Source organism: Brevundimonas sp. (assembly GCF_030682035.1).
GTDB lineage: Bacteria > Pseudomonadota > Alphaproteobacteria > Caulobacterales > Caulobacteraceae > Brevundimonas.
In genome coordinates this window covers 158452-175822 of the sequence record NZ_JAUXQZ010000025.1, presented here as the reverse complement: position 1 = coordinate 175822, position 17371 = coordinate 158452, and the positions used below count along the sequence as shown (strand labels likewise).

The following is a 17371-nucleotide window of genomic DNA, read 5'->3' as shown; positions in this document are numbered from 1 at the left end:
AATGGTCCTCAGATCACGGTTCCGGCGACGCCCGGGGCGGCGCACAGATCCAGGATGGCGGAAGGCATACGGCTGAGCGGGGCCTGGCGCTCCACGGCGCCGGTCTCGAAGGCGACCCGGGGCATGCCGTAGACGACACAGCTGGCCTCGTCCTGACCCAGGGTGCGGGCGCCGGCGCGGCGCATCTCCAGCAGGCCCAGCGCCCCGTCCCGACCCATTCCGGTCAGGATCACACCCGTCATTGGCCGCCCCAGGCGGGCGACGGAACTGAACAGGACATCGACCGAGGGCCGATGGCCGCTGACCAGATCCGACGGGACCAACCGGCATCGAGGGGTCGCGCCCGTCACCTCCAGGTGCGCCGCCCCGCCCGGCGCCAGATAAACGCATCCCGGCGTCAGCGGCGCGCCGTCCGTCGCCTCCTGCACGCTCGCCGCCGAGACCCGGTCCAGCCGCGCCGCGAAGCTGCGGGTGAAGGTCGCCGGCATATGCTGGGTGATGACCGTGGCCGGGCAGTCGGCCGGAAACGCCGACAGGATCGACACCAGGGCCTCGACGCCGCCGGTGGAGGCGCCGATCGCCAGAACGTGGTCCCTGCCCGCCCGATAACCCTCGCGCGGCCGGGTCGGCTCTGTCGGCGTGCGCGCGCGGACGCGGGAGCGGGCGGCGACCTTCACCCTTTCGTTCAGGTCGGCGAAGGCCTCCATGGCCGTGACGCCGGCCGAGGGTTTTCCCACCGCATCCAGAGCGCCCATCTCCAGCGCCGCCAGGGTGACCTCGGCGCCGGCCTGGGTCAGGGTCGAGACCATCACGACGGGCATCGGCCGCAGGCGCATGATCTTTTCGAGGAATTCCAGCCCGTTCATGTTGGGCATCTCGATATCGAGCGTGATGACGTCAGGGTTCAGACGCTTGATGGCTTCGCGGGCCTCCAGCGGGTCGGCGGCGGTGCCGACCACCTCGATCTCGGGATCGCGGCGCAGCGCGGCGGTGATCAGGCCGCGCATCGTGGGCGAGTCGTCCACGATCAGGACCGTGACCTTGTTGGGGGCGGTCATGCGGCCCCCAGGCGGTAGGTCGTCAGACCGCTGGTCTGTAGCTGGCGCACAGCCGGACCGCTGACCCGTTCCGAATGACCGATGTACAGGGTCGCGCCCGGGGTCATCAGCGGCGTGAACCGGCTCCACACCCGCTCCTGGGTCGCGTCGTCGAAATAGATCACCACGTTGCGACAGAAGATGACGTCGTACCGCTGCCGCATCGGCCAGTCGCCGATCAGGTTCAGCTCCTTGAACGACACGAGCCGACGCAAGGTCTCGTTGGCGCTCAGCTTGTTGACGCCGTGGGCCGGGGCCTTGTCGAAAAAGCGGTGGCGCAACAGGGCGGGCGCGGCCTCCAGCGCCTCCTCGGAATAGACGCCGGCGATCCCCTCGGCGACCATGTTGGGATCGATGTCGGTGGCCAGGATCCGCACATCCAGATCCGCAGCCTCCGGCAAGACCGACAGCACGGTCATGGCCATGGAATAGGGTTCCTGACCGTTGGAACAGGCGGCCGACCACAACCGGACCGGCTTGCCGGCTCGAGCGCGCTGAATCAGGTCAGGCATCACCTGGTCGCGAAGGTGATCGAAATGGTGCGGTTCGCGAAAGAAGCGGGTGACATTGGTGGTCAGGGCGGCGGTCATCGCCTGGCGCTCGTCCACCCCGTCCGCACCCTGGATCAGAGCGCAATAGTCCCGGAAGCTGCGCAGTCCCAGCGTCCGCAGCCGCTTGGCCAGCCGCGAATAGACCAGGGCGGCCTTGCCCTCGTTCAGGGCTATGCCGGCATGGCCGTGCAGTATCTGCGCGATTTGTCGGAAATCCTCGGCGGTGAAGACGAACTCGCCTTCGACCAGCGTCTCGCGCCCGGCGGTGGTCAGCGCCATCATGCGGCTTCCGCCTCGATATCAGGGACAATCCGGTCCAGTTCGATCAGACTGATCATCCGCCCCTCCAGGGCGAAAATGCCCTTGACGAATGTCTTGACGTGGTCGCTGGCGACGTCCGGGGTCGGCTGGACCTGCTCGTCGTTCAGTTGGATGATGTCGGACACCGCATCGACCAGCAGGCCGACCATCCGTCCGCCGATATGCGCCACCATGATGACGTGACGTGCGGTCGGTTCGGAGGTTTTCAGCCCGAAGCGGACTCCCAGGTCGATGATCGGCAACACCGCGCCGCGCAGGTTGATCACCCCCTTCATGAAGCCGGGCGCGCGCGGCAGGGGCGTGGCCGGGGTCCAGCCGCGAATCTCGCGCACGGCCATGATGTCCACGCAAAACTCCTGGTCGCCGATGCGGAAGGCGATCAGTTCGCGCGAGGTGGAGGCCGGGGTCGAGAAATGTTCGGTCATGATCAGCTCGCGAGTTTGAAATCAGGACGCGCCGACTTGCGGCGGGCGTTGGCGACGATGGCGTCGACGTCAAGGATCAGGGCGACACGGCCGTCACCCAGGATCGTCGCGGCGGCGACGCCCTCGACCTGCTGGTAGTTGGTCTCGAGGCTCTTGATGACCACCTGGCGCTGACCCTGAATAGCGTCGAACAACAGGGCGGCCCGGACGCCGGCCTCGGTCTCGATGACCACGGCGACGCCGGTAGCCGACGGCACCGGCGTATCGCGGAAGCCCATTGTCATGGCCACGTCGATCAGGGGCACGAACTCATCGCGGAAGCGGATCACTGCATCGTGGCCGCCGACGTGGTGGACGTCCTGGGCGCGGGGGGTCAGGCTCTCGACGATGGCCGTTAACGGCGCGACCAGGGTCTGGTCGGCGGCGGTGACCACCATCCCGTCCAGCACTGCCAGCGTCAGCGGCAGGCTGAGGGTGAAGGTCGAGCCCTTGCCCGGGTTCGAGGCGATGGTGATGCGTCCGCCCAGCGCCTGGATGGACCGGCGCACCACGTCCATGCCCACGCCGCGGCCCGAGACGTCCGAGATTGCTTCGGCGGTCGAGAAACCGGGCAGGAAGATCAGGTTGTCGATCTCTTCGTCGGTCAGCACCGCGTCCTCGGCGATCAGGCCCCTGGCGGCGGCGATCCCCTTCACTCGGTCGCGGTTGATGCCGCGCCCGTCGTCGCTGATCTCGATCACGATCCGGCCTGAACGGTGCAGGGCGACCAGGCGGACCGTGCCCTCGGCCGGCTTGCCGGCGGCGAGGCGATCCTCCGGGCCTTCCAGCCCGTGGTCGATGGCGTTGCGCAGCATGTGGGTGATGGGTTCGGCCAGGCGTTCGACCACGGTCTTGTCGACCTCGGTGTCCTCGCCGGCGGTCACCAGGCGGACGCGCTTGCCGGTCATCTCGCCGACTTCGCGGACCAGGCGCGGCATCCGCTGGAACACCGACTTCACCGGCTGGGCGCGGATGGCCATGACGCTGTCCTGGATCTCGCGCGTCAACAGTTCCAGGTCTTCGAGCCCGACCGATATGCCCGACGACCTGGCCAGGCCGCTCTCGACCACCCGCTGGGCGAGCATGGCCTGCTGGATGACGAGTTCACCCACGACGTTGATCAGCCGGTCGACGCGGTCGAGGTCGACGCGGATGGTCGCGGCGGGCGGTTGCGCCGGCGCGGCGGCTCCCGGCGGGGGCGCCACCGGCGCGGCGGCGGCGAAGGCCACGACGGCGGGGGCGGCGACCGGAGTGACCGGGGCGGCGACGGGTTCTGGCTCCGGCTCTGACGCTTCGACCGCGGAACCGGCCCGGGCAAGCAGGGCGGCTATGTCGAATTCAGGCGCGTCAGGCTCGGGCGCCGCCCGGACATCGACCGCCGCCGTCGGCGAAATCGCCAGATCGCAATCGGCATCCACGAAGTCGAACACGTCGCGGATGGCGTCTCGCCCGGCCGAGCTTTCCAGCTCGACTGTCCAGGTCAGATAGCCGTCCTCGGCGACCAGATCGTCGAGATCCGGTAAAGCCGAGGCGTCCAGCTCGACCGAGAGAGGCCCGAGGCGCCCCAACTCGCGTAACAGCAGGCCGGTCTCGTTGGCGTTGGCGTACAGCCGGCCGTGCGGGCGGAAAACGACGCGCCAGGATTTGGATGACGGCTCCGGCGACGAGGGACCTTCCAGGGCGGACAGATCGAAAACCACTGGACGGAAGCCGAACTCGTCAGGCTCCGCCGGCGGTTCCGCGGTGACGGGTTCCGACGCGACAGGTGCGGGATGACCGGGGTTCGCCTCGCCGTGAGTTAAGGCCTCCAGTTCGGCGACCAGGCCCGCCGAGCGGGCATCGTCGACCGGAGCCCTCTGCCCCCGGGCCGCCGCGATATGGTCGGCCAGGACGTCGGACGCGCGCAGCAACGTCTTCACAGTCACATCGTCGCAAGGCTTGCGGCCTGAACGGATCTCGTCGAGCAGAGTCTCGAACACATGGGCGAACCGCACCAGGGCATCCAGGCCGAACGCACCGGCGCCGCCCTTGACCGAATGAACGGCGCGGAACACCGCGTTGACCGTTTCGGAATCGGCGTCACCAGTCTCGATGGCCAGCAGGCCGGTCTCCAGATCGCCCAGCAGTTCGTCGCACTCCTGGAAGAAGACGACCTTGATGGCTTCGAACGGGTCCACGTCACTCATCGGATCAGGCCGCCACCCGCCGGACAGCGTCCACCAGCTTGACCGGGTCGAACGGCTTGACGATCCAGCCGGTGGCTCCGGCGTCACGGGCCCGCTGCTTCTTGGCGGAGTCGCTCTCGGTGGTCAGGACCAGAATCGGGATCGCACGATTGGCCGGATCGGCCCGCATCCCTTCAATGAAGCCAAAACCATCGAGCCGCGGCATGTTGATGTCCGTGATGACCACATCGGCGCCCTCGGCCGCCAGCGTTTCCAGACCGTCGATGCCGTCGACGGCCTGGATCACCCTGTAACCCGCATCGACGAGGGCCAGCATCAACATGTCGCGCATGGTGCGGGAATCGTCGATCGTCAGAATCGTCTTGGTCACGCCTGGCCCCCCTGATCGGCCGCCTGTCGGAGATCGGACGCACCGAACGCGTTCCACTGTGCGGCGAACTCTTCGGAAACCTGATCGATGGCCAGGATCTGCCCGTCGCTGGCCCAGGTCTGTTGCGCCGAGATCAGGACCTGAAGGCACAACCCCCCGAGCCGCTCAACTTCCGACGCGTCCAGGGTGACCGGACTTCCGCGCAGCGTCAGCAGCTGGGCCCGCAGCGGTTCAGCCTGCTGGATGTCCAGCACACTCGGCAGTTTCATGACGCCGCTCATCAGAACTCTTCCCACCCGTCTTCCGAGGCGACGGGTTCGTATCTGCGGGCCGCGCCGCCGCGGCCGGTGGTCTTCATCGCGGTGACGGTTTGAGAAACCGGTCGCGACGCGGGACGCGGGGCGGCGCGCGCGGTCGGGGCGGACTCACCGATGCGGAACCGCGACATCGAGGCGGCCAGTGTCTCGGCCTCCTGCGACAGCGAATGGCTGGCGGCTGTGGATTCCTCGACCATGGCGGCGTTTTGCTGGGTCACCTGGTCCATCTGGTTGACGGCGGTATTGACCTGCTGGAGGCCCGTGGCCTGTTCCTGGGCCGAAGCGGCGATTTCGGACACCAGGCCGTCGATTTCGGCCACGCGTCCGACGATGCGTTGCAGGGCCTCGCCGGTCTGACCGACCAGGTTAACGCCTGAGTTGACCTGGGCCGTCGAGGCCGAGATCAAGACCTTGATTTCCTTGGCCGCTTCGGCCGAGCGCTGGGCCAGGGCCCGGACCTCGGAGGCGACGACCGCGAAGCCTCGGCCAGCGTCGCCGGCTCGGGCCGCTTCAACGCCTGCGTTCAACGCCAGCAGATTGGTCTGGAAGGCGATCTCGTCGATCACGCCGATGATCTGGCTGATCTCCTGGGCCGACTTCTCGATCGCGCCCATGGCGCTGACCGCCTCGCGAACGACATTGCCGCTCGTTTCGGCGTCGCCCTTGGCGGCCTGAACAGTTTCTGACGCCTGACGGGCGCCGGCGGCCGTCCGGTTCACCGTGGCCGTGATCTCGTCCAGGGCGGCGGCAGTTTCTTCCAGACTGGCGGCCTGCTGTTCGGTACGCCGCGACAGATCATCGGCCGCCTGACTGATCTCGCCCGAGCCGGAGCGGATGGCCGAGACATTGGTCACCACCACCGACATGGCCTCCTTCAGCTGACCGATGGCGGCGTTGAAATCGTCCTTCAGCTTTTGATAGTCCCCGGGGAAGGGCTGGTTCAGGCTGTAGGTCAGATCCCCCCGCGTCAGGTGATCCAATCCTTCGCCGAGCGCCTGGACGACGATCGCCTGCTCCCGCGCGGCGGCATCGGTGACGCCCTGGTTGCGAGTCCGCTCGGCCTCGGCGGCGGCGCGCTGGGCCACCCCCTCACCTTCCAGCCGCGATTTCTCGATTGCGGCGTCGCGGAAGGCGATCATGGCCAGACCCATCTGGCCGAACTCGTCCTTGCGGGCGGCGCAGGGGATTTCGAAGGCCGTTTCGCCCGCCATGACACGGCGCATGTAACCGATCATGAGGGCGATCGGCGTGCTCAAGGCTCGCGTCAGCACCCAGCCGGACAATACCGAAACCAGCAAGGCCGCCACCACGCCCACGCCCAAGGCGATGCGCGCCGTCTCGAAGGCCGCCTCCTGGGACTTGTCGGCGGTTTCAATCCGGGCGACCTGGCGCTCGCGGATATCAGCGAAGGCGGTGTTCACCGCGCCCATGTAGCGCGCCGCGGCGCCCGAGCGGATGATGGCGACGGCTTGGCCGAGCGTCGCCGGGTCGCTCGCCAGGCGCGTCTCCTTCTCGACGATCTCGGCGCGATACGCGTTGACGGCCTCTTGCAGCCTGTCGATCCGCCCGTCCGCGCCCGGAATGCCTTCAAGTTCACGGCGAAGCGTCCCCAACTGCTCGTCAAACTCCTTGGCGTACCGTTCGATATTGGTCAGGTAGTCGGGGTTCTGAACCGTCACATAGGCGCGCGTGTTGCTTTCCTGGCGATCGACCGAGCGTTGGATATCACTGAGCGTTTCCAGCGTCCGATGGCCGCGGCTGACCGCCTCGTCGGTCGTCATCAGCGTGTCGATCTGAATCAGGACCGCGCCCCCCAAGGCGCCGATCACCGCCAGGACCAACGCGAACGCCCCCGTCAGCTTGTGAGAGATTTTTACGTTGCTGAGCTTCACTGGGAAATCCTTATTCTTGGACCGAACCGCGATACGGGCCCGGATGGTGATCGGATAGGGTTGGCCGCCTCAGGGGGCGGTCAGGACGATGATCGGCCGACGGACGCGGTTCCCCTGCGGTGCGGCTCCCCCAGGACGCCGGCCGGGCGAGAGGGATGCCGGCGCTCGTCGGATCAGATGCGGCACCCCACTTTGGCCAAACCCGTCCATTGTTATCCAACGTGTCATCGTCCCGCCCCTCCTCAGAGTTGCTCCAAGATCACCACCGAACCGCCGTTCTTGGTAAACAGGCCGGTAAGCAGAAATACGTACAGAGTCAGTCGATGCGCCAAGGAGGTCAGCGGGGGACGCCAGCGGATGCCCCGGTCGACCGGGAGGCGGCGACGCGGACGGGGCGCGGTGCGAGCGAGCTCGCGCTCGACGGTCTCGAGCAAGGCGGTCAGATCTACAGGCTTCGCCAGCCAGCCGTCCGCGCCGGCCTGCGACATGTTATGCCGCTTCTCGTCTGCGGTTTGGCTCGACACCACAATGACCGGCACTCCGCTCAGCCTTGGGTCGCGCCGGACCAGCCGGACGAACGCATGCCCGTCCAGTTTCGGCATGGCATAGTCGGTCAGAATGAGCGCCGGGCGCAAGGTTCGCAACTTGCGCAATCCGGCCCGCACCCCGTCCACCGCGACCACGTCGTGCCCGACAGCGCTGAGGACCGCCGTCAAAAGCGCGCGGACGGTCGCGGAGTCATCGACGACCAGGATTATATTCGGCCGCAGCACGCTCGCCCCCCGTCTTGGAAGCAGAGACTGGCGTTAACTTCGCCAAGGCTTGCTGACTGGCGGCATACGCAATTTACCGTACCTGCTTACAATGCTACGATGGCCCTAATGCCGGAAATCCGACAGAATCGCGTGCTTCCGCGCCGCGGCCCGGGTGTCTTATCGTAGCGCCAGACGCGTCCCCCTCCACAGTGCTGCACCGACTGAAGATAGTTTGATTTTGAGTATGTCGTTCGCGCTTACAACGCCCAGGCTCCTGAACCGGGACCTCCTCAGCGTGGGTCTTCCGCTTACGGCCGTCATCGGCTCGCTTGTGATCCATCTGCTCCTCGAGAAGGGCGGCGGAATCCTGTCGCTGTCGCTGATCCCCGTGGCGGTCATGCCGGCCCTGTCGATGGACCGGCTGCTATCGGCCCTGGGTATAGGGTCGGCCGTGATCGCGGACCTGTTCATGATACCGCTGGAATCGACGAGTGATACCCTGGTCAACGCTCTCCTGCTGGTCGTGGCAGGCATCCTGAGCTCCCAGGCCCGTAGGCGTTACAAGACTCTCCTGGAGCCACCCTTCGTCGCGCCGGGCCCGGGGGACGGAATCCTCGACACCGTCCTCAGCGTGTCGCCGGTCGTGATGCTGGACAACCGGGGCGCGGTGGTTTCGATAACCGCGTCGGCAAGCCGCATGTTTGGCATCGAGCCGAACGCCGCCGACGGACGCCCTTTCGCCGCCCTGGTCGATCATTTCGTACCGCAGGGACACGGTTCCGTTCCGGCGACCCCCAATCGCTGGCTCGGGCGACGGAGCACCGGCCATGTGTTCCCTCTCGATATCGCCTCAATGACGGTGACTCGCAACGGGGCGGTCCGCTCCATCCTGCATCTCTCGGACGCCGAACAACACGGGGACACGGCCAACAGTTCGCGAAAGGCGACCGACCAGATGTATCGTATCTGGAGGCTGAATTCGCTGGGCCTGATGGCAGCCACCCTGGCCCACGAGCTCAGTCAACCCTTGACCGCCGCCGCGACCTATATGCATGCCAGCCAGATCGACATGGACCGGGCCGGCCCCTTGGGCGACAGCGCGAACCGGACTCTCGGCCTGGCCAAGCATCAGATCCTCCGGGCCGGTCAGATCATAGACAAGCTGCACGACCTGCTGGCCCCGGGCTCCGGCAACCGGCGACCCGAACGCGTGAGCGCCATGATCGGTGACCTGAACGGGATCCTGGAACCGCTGTGTCGCGGCGCCGGGGTGACCCTTCGGATCTCGGTTGACACTGATAGCGACACAGTGCTCGTCGATGGAAGCCAGGTTCAGCAAATCATCGTGAACCTGGTGCGGAACGCCGTTGAAGCGGTCTCGGGCCAAGTGCATCGGGATGTTACGATCAACGGCCGCCCTCTGACGACCGCTGTCTTCGAAATACGGATTGAGGACAGCGGTCCCGGTTTCGGCCTCGACAACGGGGTTGCGGGCGCCTGGCCTGGGGCGGGCAACGACGTCGGCGGTCTGGGCCTGGGTCTCTCACTGACGCGGTCCTTGATCGAACGGCAAGGCGGCGTCCTGATGACGGGCCGCAGCGAAGACCTGGGCGGGGCGGCCGTTAGGTTCACCCTTGAGCGGGCAGGTCTCGAAGGGCCGACATGAGCCCTTCCGTCTTCGTCATCGACGACGACCCGTCCGTTCGCGACGCGATCGTGCTTTTGCTTCGCAAGGAGGGCGTGAGGGTCCGCGCCTTCACCAGCGGCCAAGACTTCTTCGACCGCCTGCCCGACGACGCCGTGGCCTGCGTTATCACCGACCTGCGCATGCCGGGCATCAATGGCGCCGAGGTGGTGCAGAGACTGACGGAACTGCGCGGAACTTCCTGGGCCATCATCGTGATCACGGCGCATGCCGACGTTCCCATCGCCGTCAGCCTGATGCGATCCGGCGCGATCGATTTCATCGAAAAGCCGTTTGATCCGCAGCGGCTGATTGAAACCGTCAAGGGTTGTCTCAACCACCTTGGCTCCACGGGAACGATCCTGGAGGCACGCTCTCGGGCATTGCGAAAAATTGAACTGCTGACACCCAGAGAACTCCAGGTCTTCGACCACCTGGTAGAAGGCCTTTCCAACAAGGAAATCGCGCGCCGCCTGAAGATCAGCCCGCGGACGGTGGAGGTCTTCCGGGCCAAGGTCATGGCCAAAACCGAGGTCGGCAGTCTTTCGGCTCTGGTCCAGATGAGCCTGTTCGCGCGATCCGTTCAGAGGCGATCCTGACCCACACGGCGCGGCTCGGTTTGTCCAAAACCATGGCGGCGAGAGCCGCAGGCGCTCGGCATAGGCCCGCCCCGGTCGTCCTGCCGACCGCGGCGTTAAACCATTTGTGCGCCTGTGCCTGTGATCCCTTGACCACCATTCGAGGGAACTAAACGATCGGCCTCCGGCCTGGCTGGAGATCAGCGACCACTTTGTGGCTTGCCCGGATTGCCCCGCCTTGCGCCAGGGCGACTCGCGCGGATCTGACCGCGTCCAGGCTTAACCGTAGACCGGCCCAATTTCTGAGGCGCTGTCGCCAATATTCGGCCAGAATACGAGGAACAAATAAAGTCGACGTGCGTTCTGTATTTCACAATCTTGCGTGAACGAGCTGTTCACGTCTTGTTAATATCTGAAAACGCTAAGTTCTTTATTGTCAGCTAGCTGAGACCAACTCGCGGGCTGCGAGTATATTTCTCAGGTCGTCGCCAACAATCGATCCTGCCTACGTGCGTGTTCCCTGTCGCGTGGGAGCCGTTGCACCCTGATACCGCCGCGGCAATTCGAGGGGCTATGTTCAGATCGAGTCTTATTGTGGCTGCGCTATTGGCGACGGGGCAGAACGCCTACGCCCAGCAATCGCCAGTCGCGGGGCAACTGCAGCAGATTCCCCCCGCAGCCATCCCCCTGAGAGCTGCGCCGGACATCCGCATTGAACGCCCGGAACCTTCGATGGATTCCGCAGCCGAAGGCGTGCGCATCCGCGTGGACGCGCTGCGGGTAAGCGGCGCGACCCTGTTCACGGAAGCCGAGTTGGTGGCCGTCGCAAACGTCACGCCCGGCCGCGACCTCACCCTGCCGGAGCTGCGGAATGCGGCCGCCCGGATCACCCGCTTCTACAATGACCGCGGCTACGTGCTCGCCCAGGCCTATCTGCCGGCGCAGGATGTCGTTGCGGGTACGGTGACCATCGCCGTGATCGAAGGCCGCTACGGCGCGATCGAGTTGCGCAACCAGTCCGGCGTGTCCGACGCCGTGGCAACCGGGGTGCTGAGCGGCCTGAACTCCGGCGGCCCGGTGGCGATCGCGCCGCTCGAACGCCGCCTGCTGCTGCTGTCCGATATCCCTGGGGTCGCCGTCCATTCGACACTGTCGCCGGGCGCGGAGGTCGGCTCTTCGGATCTGACGGTCGACCTGACCCGCGCGCCCCGGATTTTCGGCAGCCTCGAGGCCGACAACGCCGGCAATCGCTACACCGGCGCCTACCGGTTCGGCGGATCGGTGAATTTCGCCAACCTTACCGGTCTTGGCGACCTGATCAGCCTGCGGCTGCTCGCCTCGACCGAAGGCCTGGCCTTCGGTCGAGGCGCCTGGCAAGCCCCGCTCGGCGACGCGACCGTCGGCGTCGCCTATACCCATATGCGGTACGATCTCGGCCGCGAGTTCGAGGTTCTGGACGCCGGCGGCACGGCTGACATCTTCAGCGCCTTCGCCAGCTACCCGCTGATCCGCTCGCGGAACGCCAACCTCTATGCCTTGGCCAGTTTCGACGCCAAATACCTCAGCGATGAAATCGGCCTCGTCTCCCAGGTCTCGGACAAGGAAATCCGGGCGCTGACAGTGGGTGCGCGCGGAGATTCCCGCGACGGGTTCGGCGGCGGAGGCTGGAACACGGGCTCATGGTCCTGGACCTCGGGCGAGCTCGACATCGAAAACCCGTTCGAGCGCGCCGCCGACGCGGCCACGGCGCGCACCCAGGGCGGGTTCAACAAGCTTCAGTACGCTGTCTCAAGACTGCAGACGGTCAGCGGACCGCTGTCACTCTACGGCTCGCTTCGCGGGCAGATGGCCACAGACAATCTCGACCCGTCCGAAAAAATGGAATTGGGCGGCGCCTATGCGGTTCGCGCCTATCCGGAAGGCGAGGCTTACGGCGACGAGGGCTATGTGGCGACCGTCGAGGCCCGCCTGTCTCTGGATCAGTGGACCCCATCCTTGCCGGGCCGGTTCCAGCTCATCGGCTTTGTCGATACCGGCGAGGTCGATTTCGCCCATGACCCATGGTTGGCCGGAACCAATCAGGCCCGACGCAGCGGCATCGGCGCCGGCGTGGTCTGGTCCGGGCCGGACGACCTGTTGGTCAGGGTGACCTATGCGCATCGGCTGGGCGACCAGATCGCAACATCCGGACCGGACGACGGCGGCCGCGTGTGGTTCCAGATCGTCAAGCTGTTCTGATGACCGCTTCCGCCGCCTTTCCCGCCATGCTCCTGAAGACAAGGACGTTCTGATGACCAGACTCCACCACCAGATCGCCAGCGGCATGAAATGGGGCGGCGGCGTGTGCGCTCGCCGGAACGCCCTGTCCGCCTCGACCGCCCTGGCCGGCTTCGTCGTGGCGGGCCTAGCCGCATCCCTGTCCTTCGGAGCCACGGCCCAGGCCCAGACCCTTCCGACCGGCGGATCGGTGACCGCCGGCGGGGCGACCATCGCCACCGGCCCCGGCGCGATGACGATCAACCAGTCGACCCAGAACGTGGCGATCAACTGGCAGACATTCTCCATCGGCCAGGGCGGCAGCGTCGTCTTCGTCCAGCCGAACAGCAGTTCGGTCGCCCTGAACAGGGTGCTGGGTCCGGACGCATCGTCGATCTTCGGCAGCTTGACCTCGAACGGCCAGGTGTTCCTGATCAACCCGAATGGCGTGCTGTTCGCGCCGGGCTCGCAGGTCAATGTCGGCGGTCTGGTCGCCTCTACCCTGGACATGACCGACGCCGACTTCATGGCCGGCGACTACCGCTTCACGGGAACCGGATCAGGCTCCGTGCTTAGCCAGGGCTCCATCGTCGCGAACGGCGGATATGTGGCGCTTCTGGGCGGCAGCGTCAGCAACGAGGGTCTGATCCAGGCCAACCTCGGGACCATCGTCCTCGCCGCGGGCGAGGCGGTGACGCTCGATGTCGCCGGCGACGGCCTTCTCAATGTGGTGGTCGATCGCGGCGCGGCCAACGCACTGGTCCAGAACGGCGGCATGATGCAGGCCGACGGCGGCCGGGTGGTCATGACGGCCCAGGGCGCAGGCGAGTTGCTCCGCACCGTGGTGAACAATACCGGCGTCATCCAGGCGCGGACGATCGGCGAGCGGAACGGCACGATCCTGCTGCTGGGCGATATGTCGAGCGGCGTGCTGAACGTCGGCGGTGTCCTCGACGCCAGCGCGCCCGGCGGGGGCGACGGCGGCTTCATCGAAACCTCCGCCGGGACCGTGAACATCGCCTCGGAAACCCGTATCACAACGGACGCTCCGCATGGCGACACGGGGACCTGGCTGATCGACCCGGCCGACTTCACCATCGGCGCGGGCGGCAACATCTCTGGCGCGACGCTTTCCGCCCAGCTGGTGACGACCAACGTTGTGATCAGCACGCTCACCGGCCCGGGGGCCGGCCAGCCCGGCAACGGCGATATCCACGTCAACGACGCCATCGCCTGGACCGCGTCCTCCAACCCGACGACCCTGACGCTGAATGCCCACCGGGACATCAACATCAACGCCGCGATCACGGCCACCAATGGCAATCTCGTCGCCTGTTGCGGCCGGGATGTGAACGTCAATGCACCCATCACAACGGTCAACGGCAGCGTCCTGCTGGAAGGCGGCCGCAATGTGAACGTCTTCCATGCGATCACCACGACCGATGGAAACATCGCGCTGTGCGCCGGACACGACGTCCATATCGACGCGGCCATCACCCTGACCCGGGGCAGCACAATCGTGGCGCAAAGCCTCGGCCTTCCGGTCGGTCTGACCCTGATCGCCGGCGCGGACGGCACGGGTCCGGGCGTGAACGGCGGAACCATTGTGTTCAGCCCGCTCGCTCCGCGGGTCACCGTCACCAACGCCCCGGCGACCATCAACTACAACCCGGTTTCCTATACCACCCCGACGGACTTCTCGACCCGGTTCACCCTGACGGAAGGCGCCACGCTGACCCAGCGGATGCTACTGTTCCCCGATGGCAGTCGGGTAGCCAACGGAACGACGGCCACCGCCCTCACGGGGTTCAGGACCACCGCGACCTCGGGCCTCCCAACAGGGGTCACGCTGGTGGCCTTGCCCGGCGCCAGCGCAAGGTTTGATTCCGCGGAGGCCGGGGCCGACGTAGGGATCACCTACAGCAGCTACACTCTTGAGGGGCCCAACGCGCACCTGTACGCCCTTGCAGGAGCCTGCTGCGTATCAACCTTCCGGACACGAGGGACGATCAGCAGCGCGCCGCTGCCGCCTCCTCCTCCGCCTCCTCCGCCTCCGCCTCCGCCGCCTCCTCCTCTGCCGCCCACTCCCCCGCCGACACCGCCAACGGTCACTTCTCCCTTCCGACCCTATCCCACCGTGACCTATCCTGGCGTGACACCCGCCGGAGACCTCGGCCTCGTGGTCGTCGACTCCGGCGTGCGAATGCCGGCGTATGAGACGACGCCCGTCCCCCCGCCGGTCGAGGCGGTCGTCGAGGCCCCGCGGCGGACCGCGCCGATCCCACCACCGCCGCCGCCCGTCCCGGTCTATCCGCCCAAGCAGGATCGCAATTGACCGCGCCTCCCTCCCTGTGGCGCGCGGCGACGGGCGGACTGGCGCTGGGACTGCTGTTCGTGGGGTCGGGCCTCGCAGACGAGCGTTCCGGGGCGCCGGGCAGCCCGGACAGGCCCGTCGAGGCCGACGCCTCGTCCGCCGCCCGACAGCTCAAGGCGTGGGTGCTTGAGACGGCCGACAATCAGGGTCTGCCCTTCCTGATCATCGACAAGATCAACGCCGAGGTGTTGGCCTTCAACCGCGAAGGCCAGCTACTCGGAACCTCGCCGGTCCTGTTGGGGTTGGCCCGGGGCGACATCTCGCCGGCCGGCGTCGGCGACCGTCCCCTGTCAGCCATCACACCGGGAGAACGCATCACCCCGACCGGGCGGTTCCTGGCCTCGCTGGGGGAGAACCTCGGCGGCAAAGGCATTCTGTGGATCGACTATGACGCCGCCCTGTCCCTGCATCCGGTCGTCACCACACGGGCGGCGGACCGGCGGCTGCAACGCCTCGCCTCGACCACGGCTGAGGACAACCGGATCTCATATGGTTGCGTGAACGTGCCCGTGGATTTCTACGTTGAGGTCGTGCAACCCGCGTTCACCGGCACCACCGGGATCGTCTATATCCTGCCGGAGACCCGATCCCTGGCGGACGTGTTTCCCCTCGATACGGGCGTTGCGCCGTTAGCTCCGGGCGGTGGCGGGCCGCCGTGAATTGACTGGCGGCGAGCGCGGCTACCCGGACGCCCTGCTCGCATTTGGCGTGGTCGCCTTGGCTCGAAGTCGGCGGCTCACAGGATGGCGCAAGCTTCGTCGAAGGTTGGGCGCGGATTGCGCGGGTGCAGGTTCTCGTCCGTGCCGTAGCCGATGTTGCAGATGAAATTGGTCCGCCACGGCGTACCGGCGAAGAATTCCTCGTCCACCGCGGCCGTCTTTAAGCCGGACATCGGTCCGCAATCCAGGCCCAGCGACCGCGCGGCCAGCATCAGCCAGGCCCCCTGCAGCGAACCGTTGCGCAGGGCGGTTTCCCGGGCGACCTCGGGATCGGCGAACCAGCCGACGGCGCCCGGATTCTGCGGGTAGAGCACCGGGAGTTTTTCCGCGAAATTCAGGTCATAGCCGACGATGACATTGACCGGCGCCTGAAGCGTCTTGGCCCGGTTGCCGGAAGACATGAAGGGCGACAGCCGCTGTTTGGCGGCGTCGCTGGTCAGGAACAGGAACCGGCCGGGGCAGCAGTTCCCAGAGGTCGGGCCCCATTTGGCCAGGTCGTAGATTTCGCGAATCAGCGCCTCGGATACCGTCTCGGGCGACCAGGCGTTGCGCGTGCGGGCGGTCAGGAAGAGGCAGTCGAGTGAGGCATCGGGCAGGCGGTCGGACATGGCGGGTTGGACTCCGCGCCCGGACAGTTTGGCGCCGCCGCAGCCTATGCCATGGTGGCGGTCAATCAATCGCAGGATTTTCCGACGCATGGCCCCGGCCGACGACACCTTCCTCCTGCCCGCCCGGCCCGAGCCGATCCCGCTGTCGGCCCGTCAGACGGCGGTGATCGTCATCGACATGCAGAACGCCTACGCTTCGCCCGGCGGCTATCTCGACCTGGCGGGTTTCGACATCGCCGGGGCGCAGAAGGTGATCGACAACAGCCGCGGGGTGCTGGAGGTCGCGCGGCGCGCCGGCATGCCGGTGATCTATTTCCAGAACGGCTGGGACCCCGACTACGTCGAGGCCGGCGGGCCGGGCTCGCCCAACTGGCACAAGTCGAACGCCCTGAAGACGATGCGGGCGCGGCCCGAATTGCAGGGCCAGCTGCTGGCGCGTGGCGGCTGGGACTATGAGATCGTCGATGCGCTCAAGCCCGAGCCGGGCGACATCGTGCTGCACAAGACCCGCTACAGCGGCTTCTTCAACTCCCAGCTGGACAGCGTGCTGCGGTCGCGCGGCATCCGCAATCTGGTCTTCGTCGGCATCGCCACCAATGTCTGTGTGGAATCGACCCTGCGCGACGGCTTCTTCCTCGAATATTTCGGCATCGTGCTGGAGGACGCCACCCATCAGGCGGGGCCGGAATTCGTGCAGCAGGCCGCGCTCTACAACATCGAGACATTCTTTGGCTGGGTCTCCAGCGTCGCCGATTTCAAGGGCGTCGTCGGACAGATCGCGCCGGACGCCTGACAGGAGACACCATGCCCAAGACCGTCATCACCCCGCCCGGCACGCAGACGCCGATCGCCCCCTTCTCGCCCGGCACGATGGCCGACGGGGTGGTCTATGTCTCGGGGACCCTGGCCTTCGACAAGAACAACAACGTCGCCCATGTCGGGGACGCCGAGGGCCAGACGCGCGCCGTACTGGAGACCATCAAGTCGGTGATCGAGACCGCCGGCGGGACCATGGACGACGTCACCATGAACCACATCTTCCTCAAGGACTGGGCCGACTATGCGGCCATGAACAAGGTCTATGCGGAATATTTTCCGGGCGAGAAACCGGCGCGGTTCTGCATCGTCTGCGGCCTGGTGCGGCCTGACTTCCTGGTCGAGATCGCCTCCATCGCCCACGTCGGCAAACGCTGACCGCC

Annotated in this window: 16 protein-coding genes; 7 read left to right on the top strand and 9 right to left on the bottom strand. The window is 66.6% G+C overall.

Features of this window, described 5'->3' with window-relative positions; all coding sequences use genetic code 11:
* Positions 1-8: 8 nt before the first annotated feature.
* The 8 genes from Q8K49_RS06195 to Q8K49_RS06160 all read right to left on the bottom strand — a co-directional run bounded on the left by Q8K49_RS06195 (position 9) and on the right by Q8K49_RS06160 (position 7971).
* The gene (locus tag Q8K49_RS06195) at positions 9-1058 is read right to left on the bottom strand and encodes a chemotaxis response regulator protein-glutamate methylesterase (protein WP_305304864.1); all 1050 of its coding nucleotides are present in this window, start codon (positions 1056-1058) and stop codon (positions 9-11) included.
* Complete coding sequence (locus tag Q8K49_RS06190; protein ID WP_305304863.1) at positions 1055-1930, bottom strand: protein-glutamate O-methyltransferase CheR; 876 nt, start codon at positions 1928-1930, stop codon at positions 1055-1057. Before Q8K49_RS06190 ends, Q8K49_RS06195 begins: the two co-directional genes overlap by 4 nt.
* Complete coding sequence (locus Q8K49_RS06185) at positions 1927-2394, bottom strand: chemotaxis protein CheW (RefSeq protein ID WP_305304861.1); 468 nt, start codon at positions 2392-2394, stop codon at positions 1927-1929. The genes Q8K49_RS06190 and Q8K49_RS06185 overlap by 4 nt, the downstream gene beginning before the upstream one ends.
* A gap of 2 nt (positions 2395-2396) precedes the next feature.
* Positions 2397-4610 carry a chemotaxis protein CheA gene (locus tag Q8K49_RS06180; protein WP_305305163.1) on the bottom strand — a complete coding sequence of 738 codons (2214 nt, stop codon included), beginning with the start codon at positions 4608-4610 and terminating at the stop codon, positions 2397-2399.
* 13 nt (positions 4611-4623) lie between these two features.
* Complete coding sequence (locus Q8K49_RS06175) at positions 4624-4989, bottom strand: response regulator (protein ID WP_305304859.1); 366 nt, start codon at positions 4987-4989, stop codon at positions 4624-4626.
* Entirely contained in the window at positions 4986-5270 is a 285-nt protein-coding gene (locus tag Q8K49_RS06170; protein WP_305304858.1) for an STAS domain-containing protein, read from the bottom strand. Before Q8K49_RS06170 ends, Q8K49_RS06175 begins: the two co-directional genes overlap by 4 nt.
* Positions 5270-7198, bottom strand: coding sequence for a methyl-accepting chemotaxis protein (locus Q8K49_RS06165; RefSeq protein WP_305304857.1), 1929 nt, complete (start codon positions 7196-7198; stop codon positions 5270-5272). Before Q8K49_RS06165 ends, Q8K49_RS06170 begins: the two co-directional genes overlap by 1 nt.
* 242 nt (positions 7199-7440) lie before the next feature.
* Entirely contained in the window at positions 7441-7971 is a 531-nt protein-coding gene (locus tag Q8K49_RS06160) for a response regulator (RefSeq protein ID WP_305304856.1), read from the bottom strand.
* 154 nt (positions 7972-8125) lie between these two features.
* Between Q8K49_RS06160 and Q8K49_RS06155 the strand changes: the two genes are divergently transcribed.
* The 5 genes from Q8K49_RS06155 (at position 8126) to Q8K49_RS06135 (ending at position 15504) form a co-directional block, all read left to right on the top strand.
* The gene (locus Q8K49_RS06155; protein WP_305304854.1) at positions 8126-9619 is read left to right on the top strand and encodes a sensor histidine kinase; all 1494 of its coding nucleotides are present in this window, start codon (positions 8126-8128) and stop codon (positions 9617-9619) included.
* Entirely contained in the window at positions 9616-10236 is a 621-nt protein-coding gene (locus tag Q8K49_RS06150) for a response regulator transcription factor (RefSeq protein WP_305304853.1), read from the top strand. The genes Q8K49_RS06155 and Q8K49_RS06150 overlap by 4 nt, the downstream gene beginning before the upstream one ends.
* 711 nt (positions 10237-10947) lie before the next feature.
* Positions 10948-12453, top strand: a complete 1506-nt coding sequence (locus Q8K49_RS06145) for a ShlB/FhaC/HecB family hemolysin secretion/activation protein (protein ID WP_305304851.1) — start codon at positions 10948-10950, stop codon at positions 12451-12453.
* Between the two features lie 52 nt (positions 12454-12505).
* Positions 12506-14806, top strand: coding sequence for a filamentous hemagglutinin N-terminal domain-containing protein (locus Q8K49_RS06140; protein WP_305304849.1), 2301 nt, complete (start codon positions 12506-12508; stop codon positions 14804-14806).
* Positions 14803-15504, top strand: coding sequence for a L,D-transpeptidase (locus tag Q8K49_RS06135; protein ID WP_305304847.1), 702 nt, complete (start codon positions 14803-14805; stop codon positions 15502-15504). Before Q8K49_RS06140 ends, Q8K49_RS06135 begins: the two co-directional genes overlap by 4 nt.
* Before the next feature lie 77 nt (positions 15505-15581).
* On the opposite strand, the gene Q8K49_RS06130 is transcribed toward Q8K49_RS06135, so the two are convergent.
* Complete coding sequence (locus Q8K49_RS06130; RefSeq protein ID WP_305304846.1) at positions 15582-16172, bottom strand: malonic semialdehyde reductase; 591 nt, start codon at positions 16170-16172, stop codon at positions 15582-15584.
* An 88-nt stretch (positions 16173-16260) separates the two neighbouring features.
* Here Q8K49_RS06130 and rutB point away from each other — a divergent pair, with 88 nt between their 5' ends.
* Together rutB and rutC are read left to right on the top strand one after the other, a co-directional pair.
* On the top strand, positions 16261-16965 hold the full coding sequence (gene rutB, locus Q8K49_RS06125) for a pyrimidine utilization protein B (protein ID WP_305304845.1): 705 nt from the start codon (positions 16261-16263) through the stop codon (positions 16963-16965).
* An 11-nt stretch (positions 16966-16976) separates the two neighbouring features.
* Entirely contained in the window at positions 16977-17366 is a 390-nt protein-coding gene (gene rutC, locus Q8K49_RS06120) for a pyrimidine utilization protein C (protein ID WP_305304843.1), read from the top strand.
* Positions 17367-17371 lie beyond the last annotated feature (5 nt).

Bases quoted from the DNA above. Each gene is read 5' to 3' on its own strand.
- Q8K49_RS06195 (WP_305304864.1), bottom strand. From the start codon at position 1,058: ATGACCGCCCCCAACAAGGTCACGGTCCTGATCGTGGACGACTCGCCC.
- Q8K49_RS06190 (WP_305304863.1), bottom strand. From the start codon at position 1,930: ATGATGGCGCTGACCACCGCCGGGCGCGAGACGCTGGTCGAAGGCGAG.
- Q8K49_RS06185 (WP_305304861.1), bottom strand. From the start codon at position 2,394: ATGACCGAACATTTCTCGACCCCGGCCTCCACCTCGCGCGAACTGATC.
- Q8K49_RS06170 (WP_305304858.1), bottom strand. From the start codon at position 5,270: ATGAGCGGCGTCATGAAACTGCCGAGTGTGCTGGACATCCAGCAGGCT.
- Q8K49_RS06150 (WP_305304853.1), top strand. From the start codon at position 9,616: ATGAGCCCTTCCGTCTTCGTCATCGACGACGACCCGTCCGTTCGCGAC.
- Q8K49_RS06145 (WP_305304851.1), top strand. From the start codon at position 10,948: ATGGATTCCGCAGCCGAAGGCGTGCGCATCCGCGTGGACGCGCTGCGG.
- Q8K49_RS06140 (WP_305304849.1), top strand. From the start codon at position 12,506: ATGACCAGACTCCACCACCAGATCGCCAGCGGCATGAAATGGGGCGGC.
- Q8K49_RS06130 (WP_305304846.1), bottom strand. From the start codon at position 16,172: ATGTCCGACCGCCTGCCCGATGCCTCACTCGACTGCCTCTTCCTGACC.
- rutB (WP_305304845.1), top strand. From the start codon at position 16,261: ATGGCCCCGGCCGACGACACCTTCCTCCTGCCCGCCCGGCCCGAGCCG.
- rutC (WP_305304843.1), top strand. From the start codon at position 16,977: ATGCCCAAGACCGTCATCACCCCGCCCGGCACGCAGACGCCGATCGCC.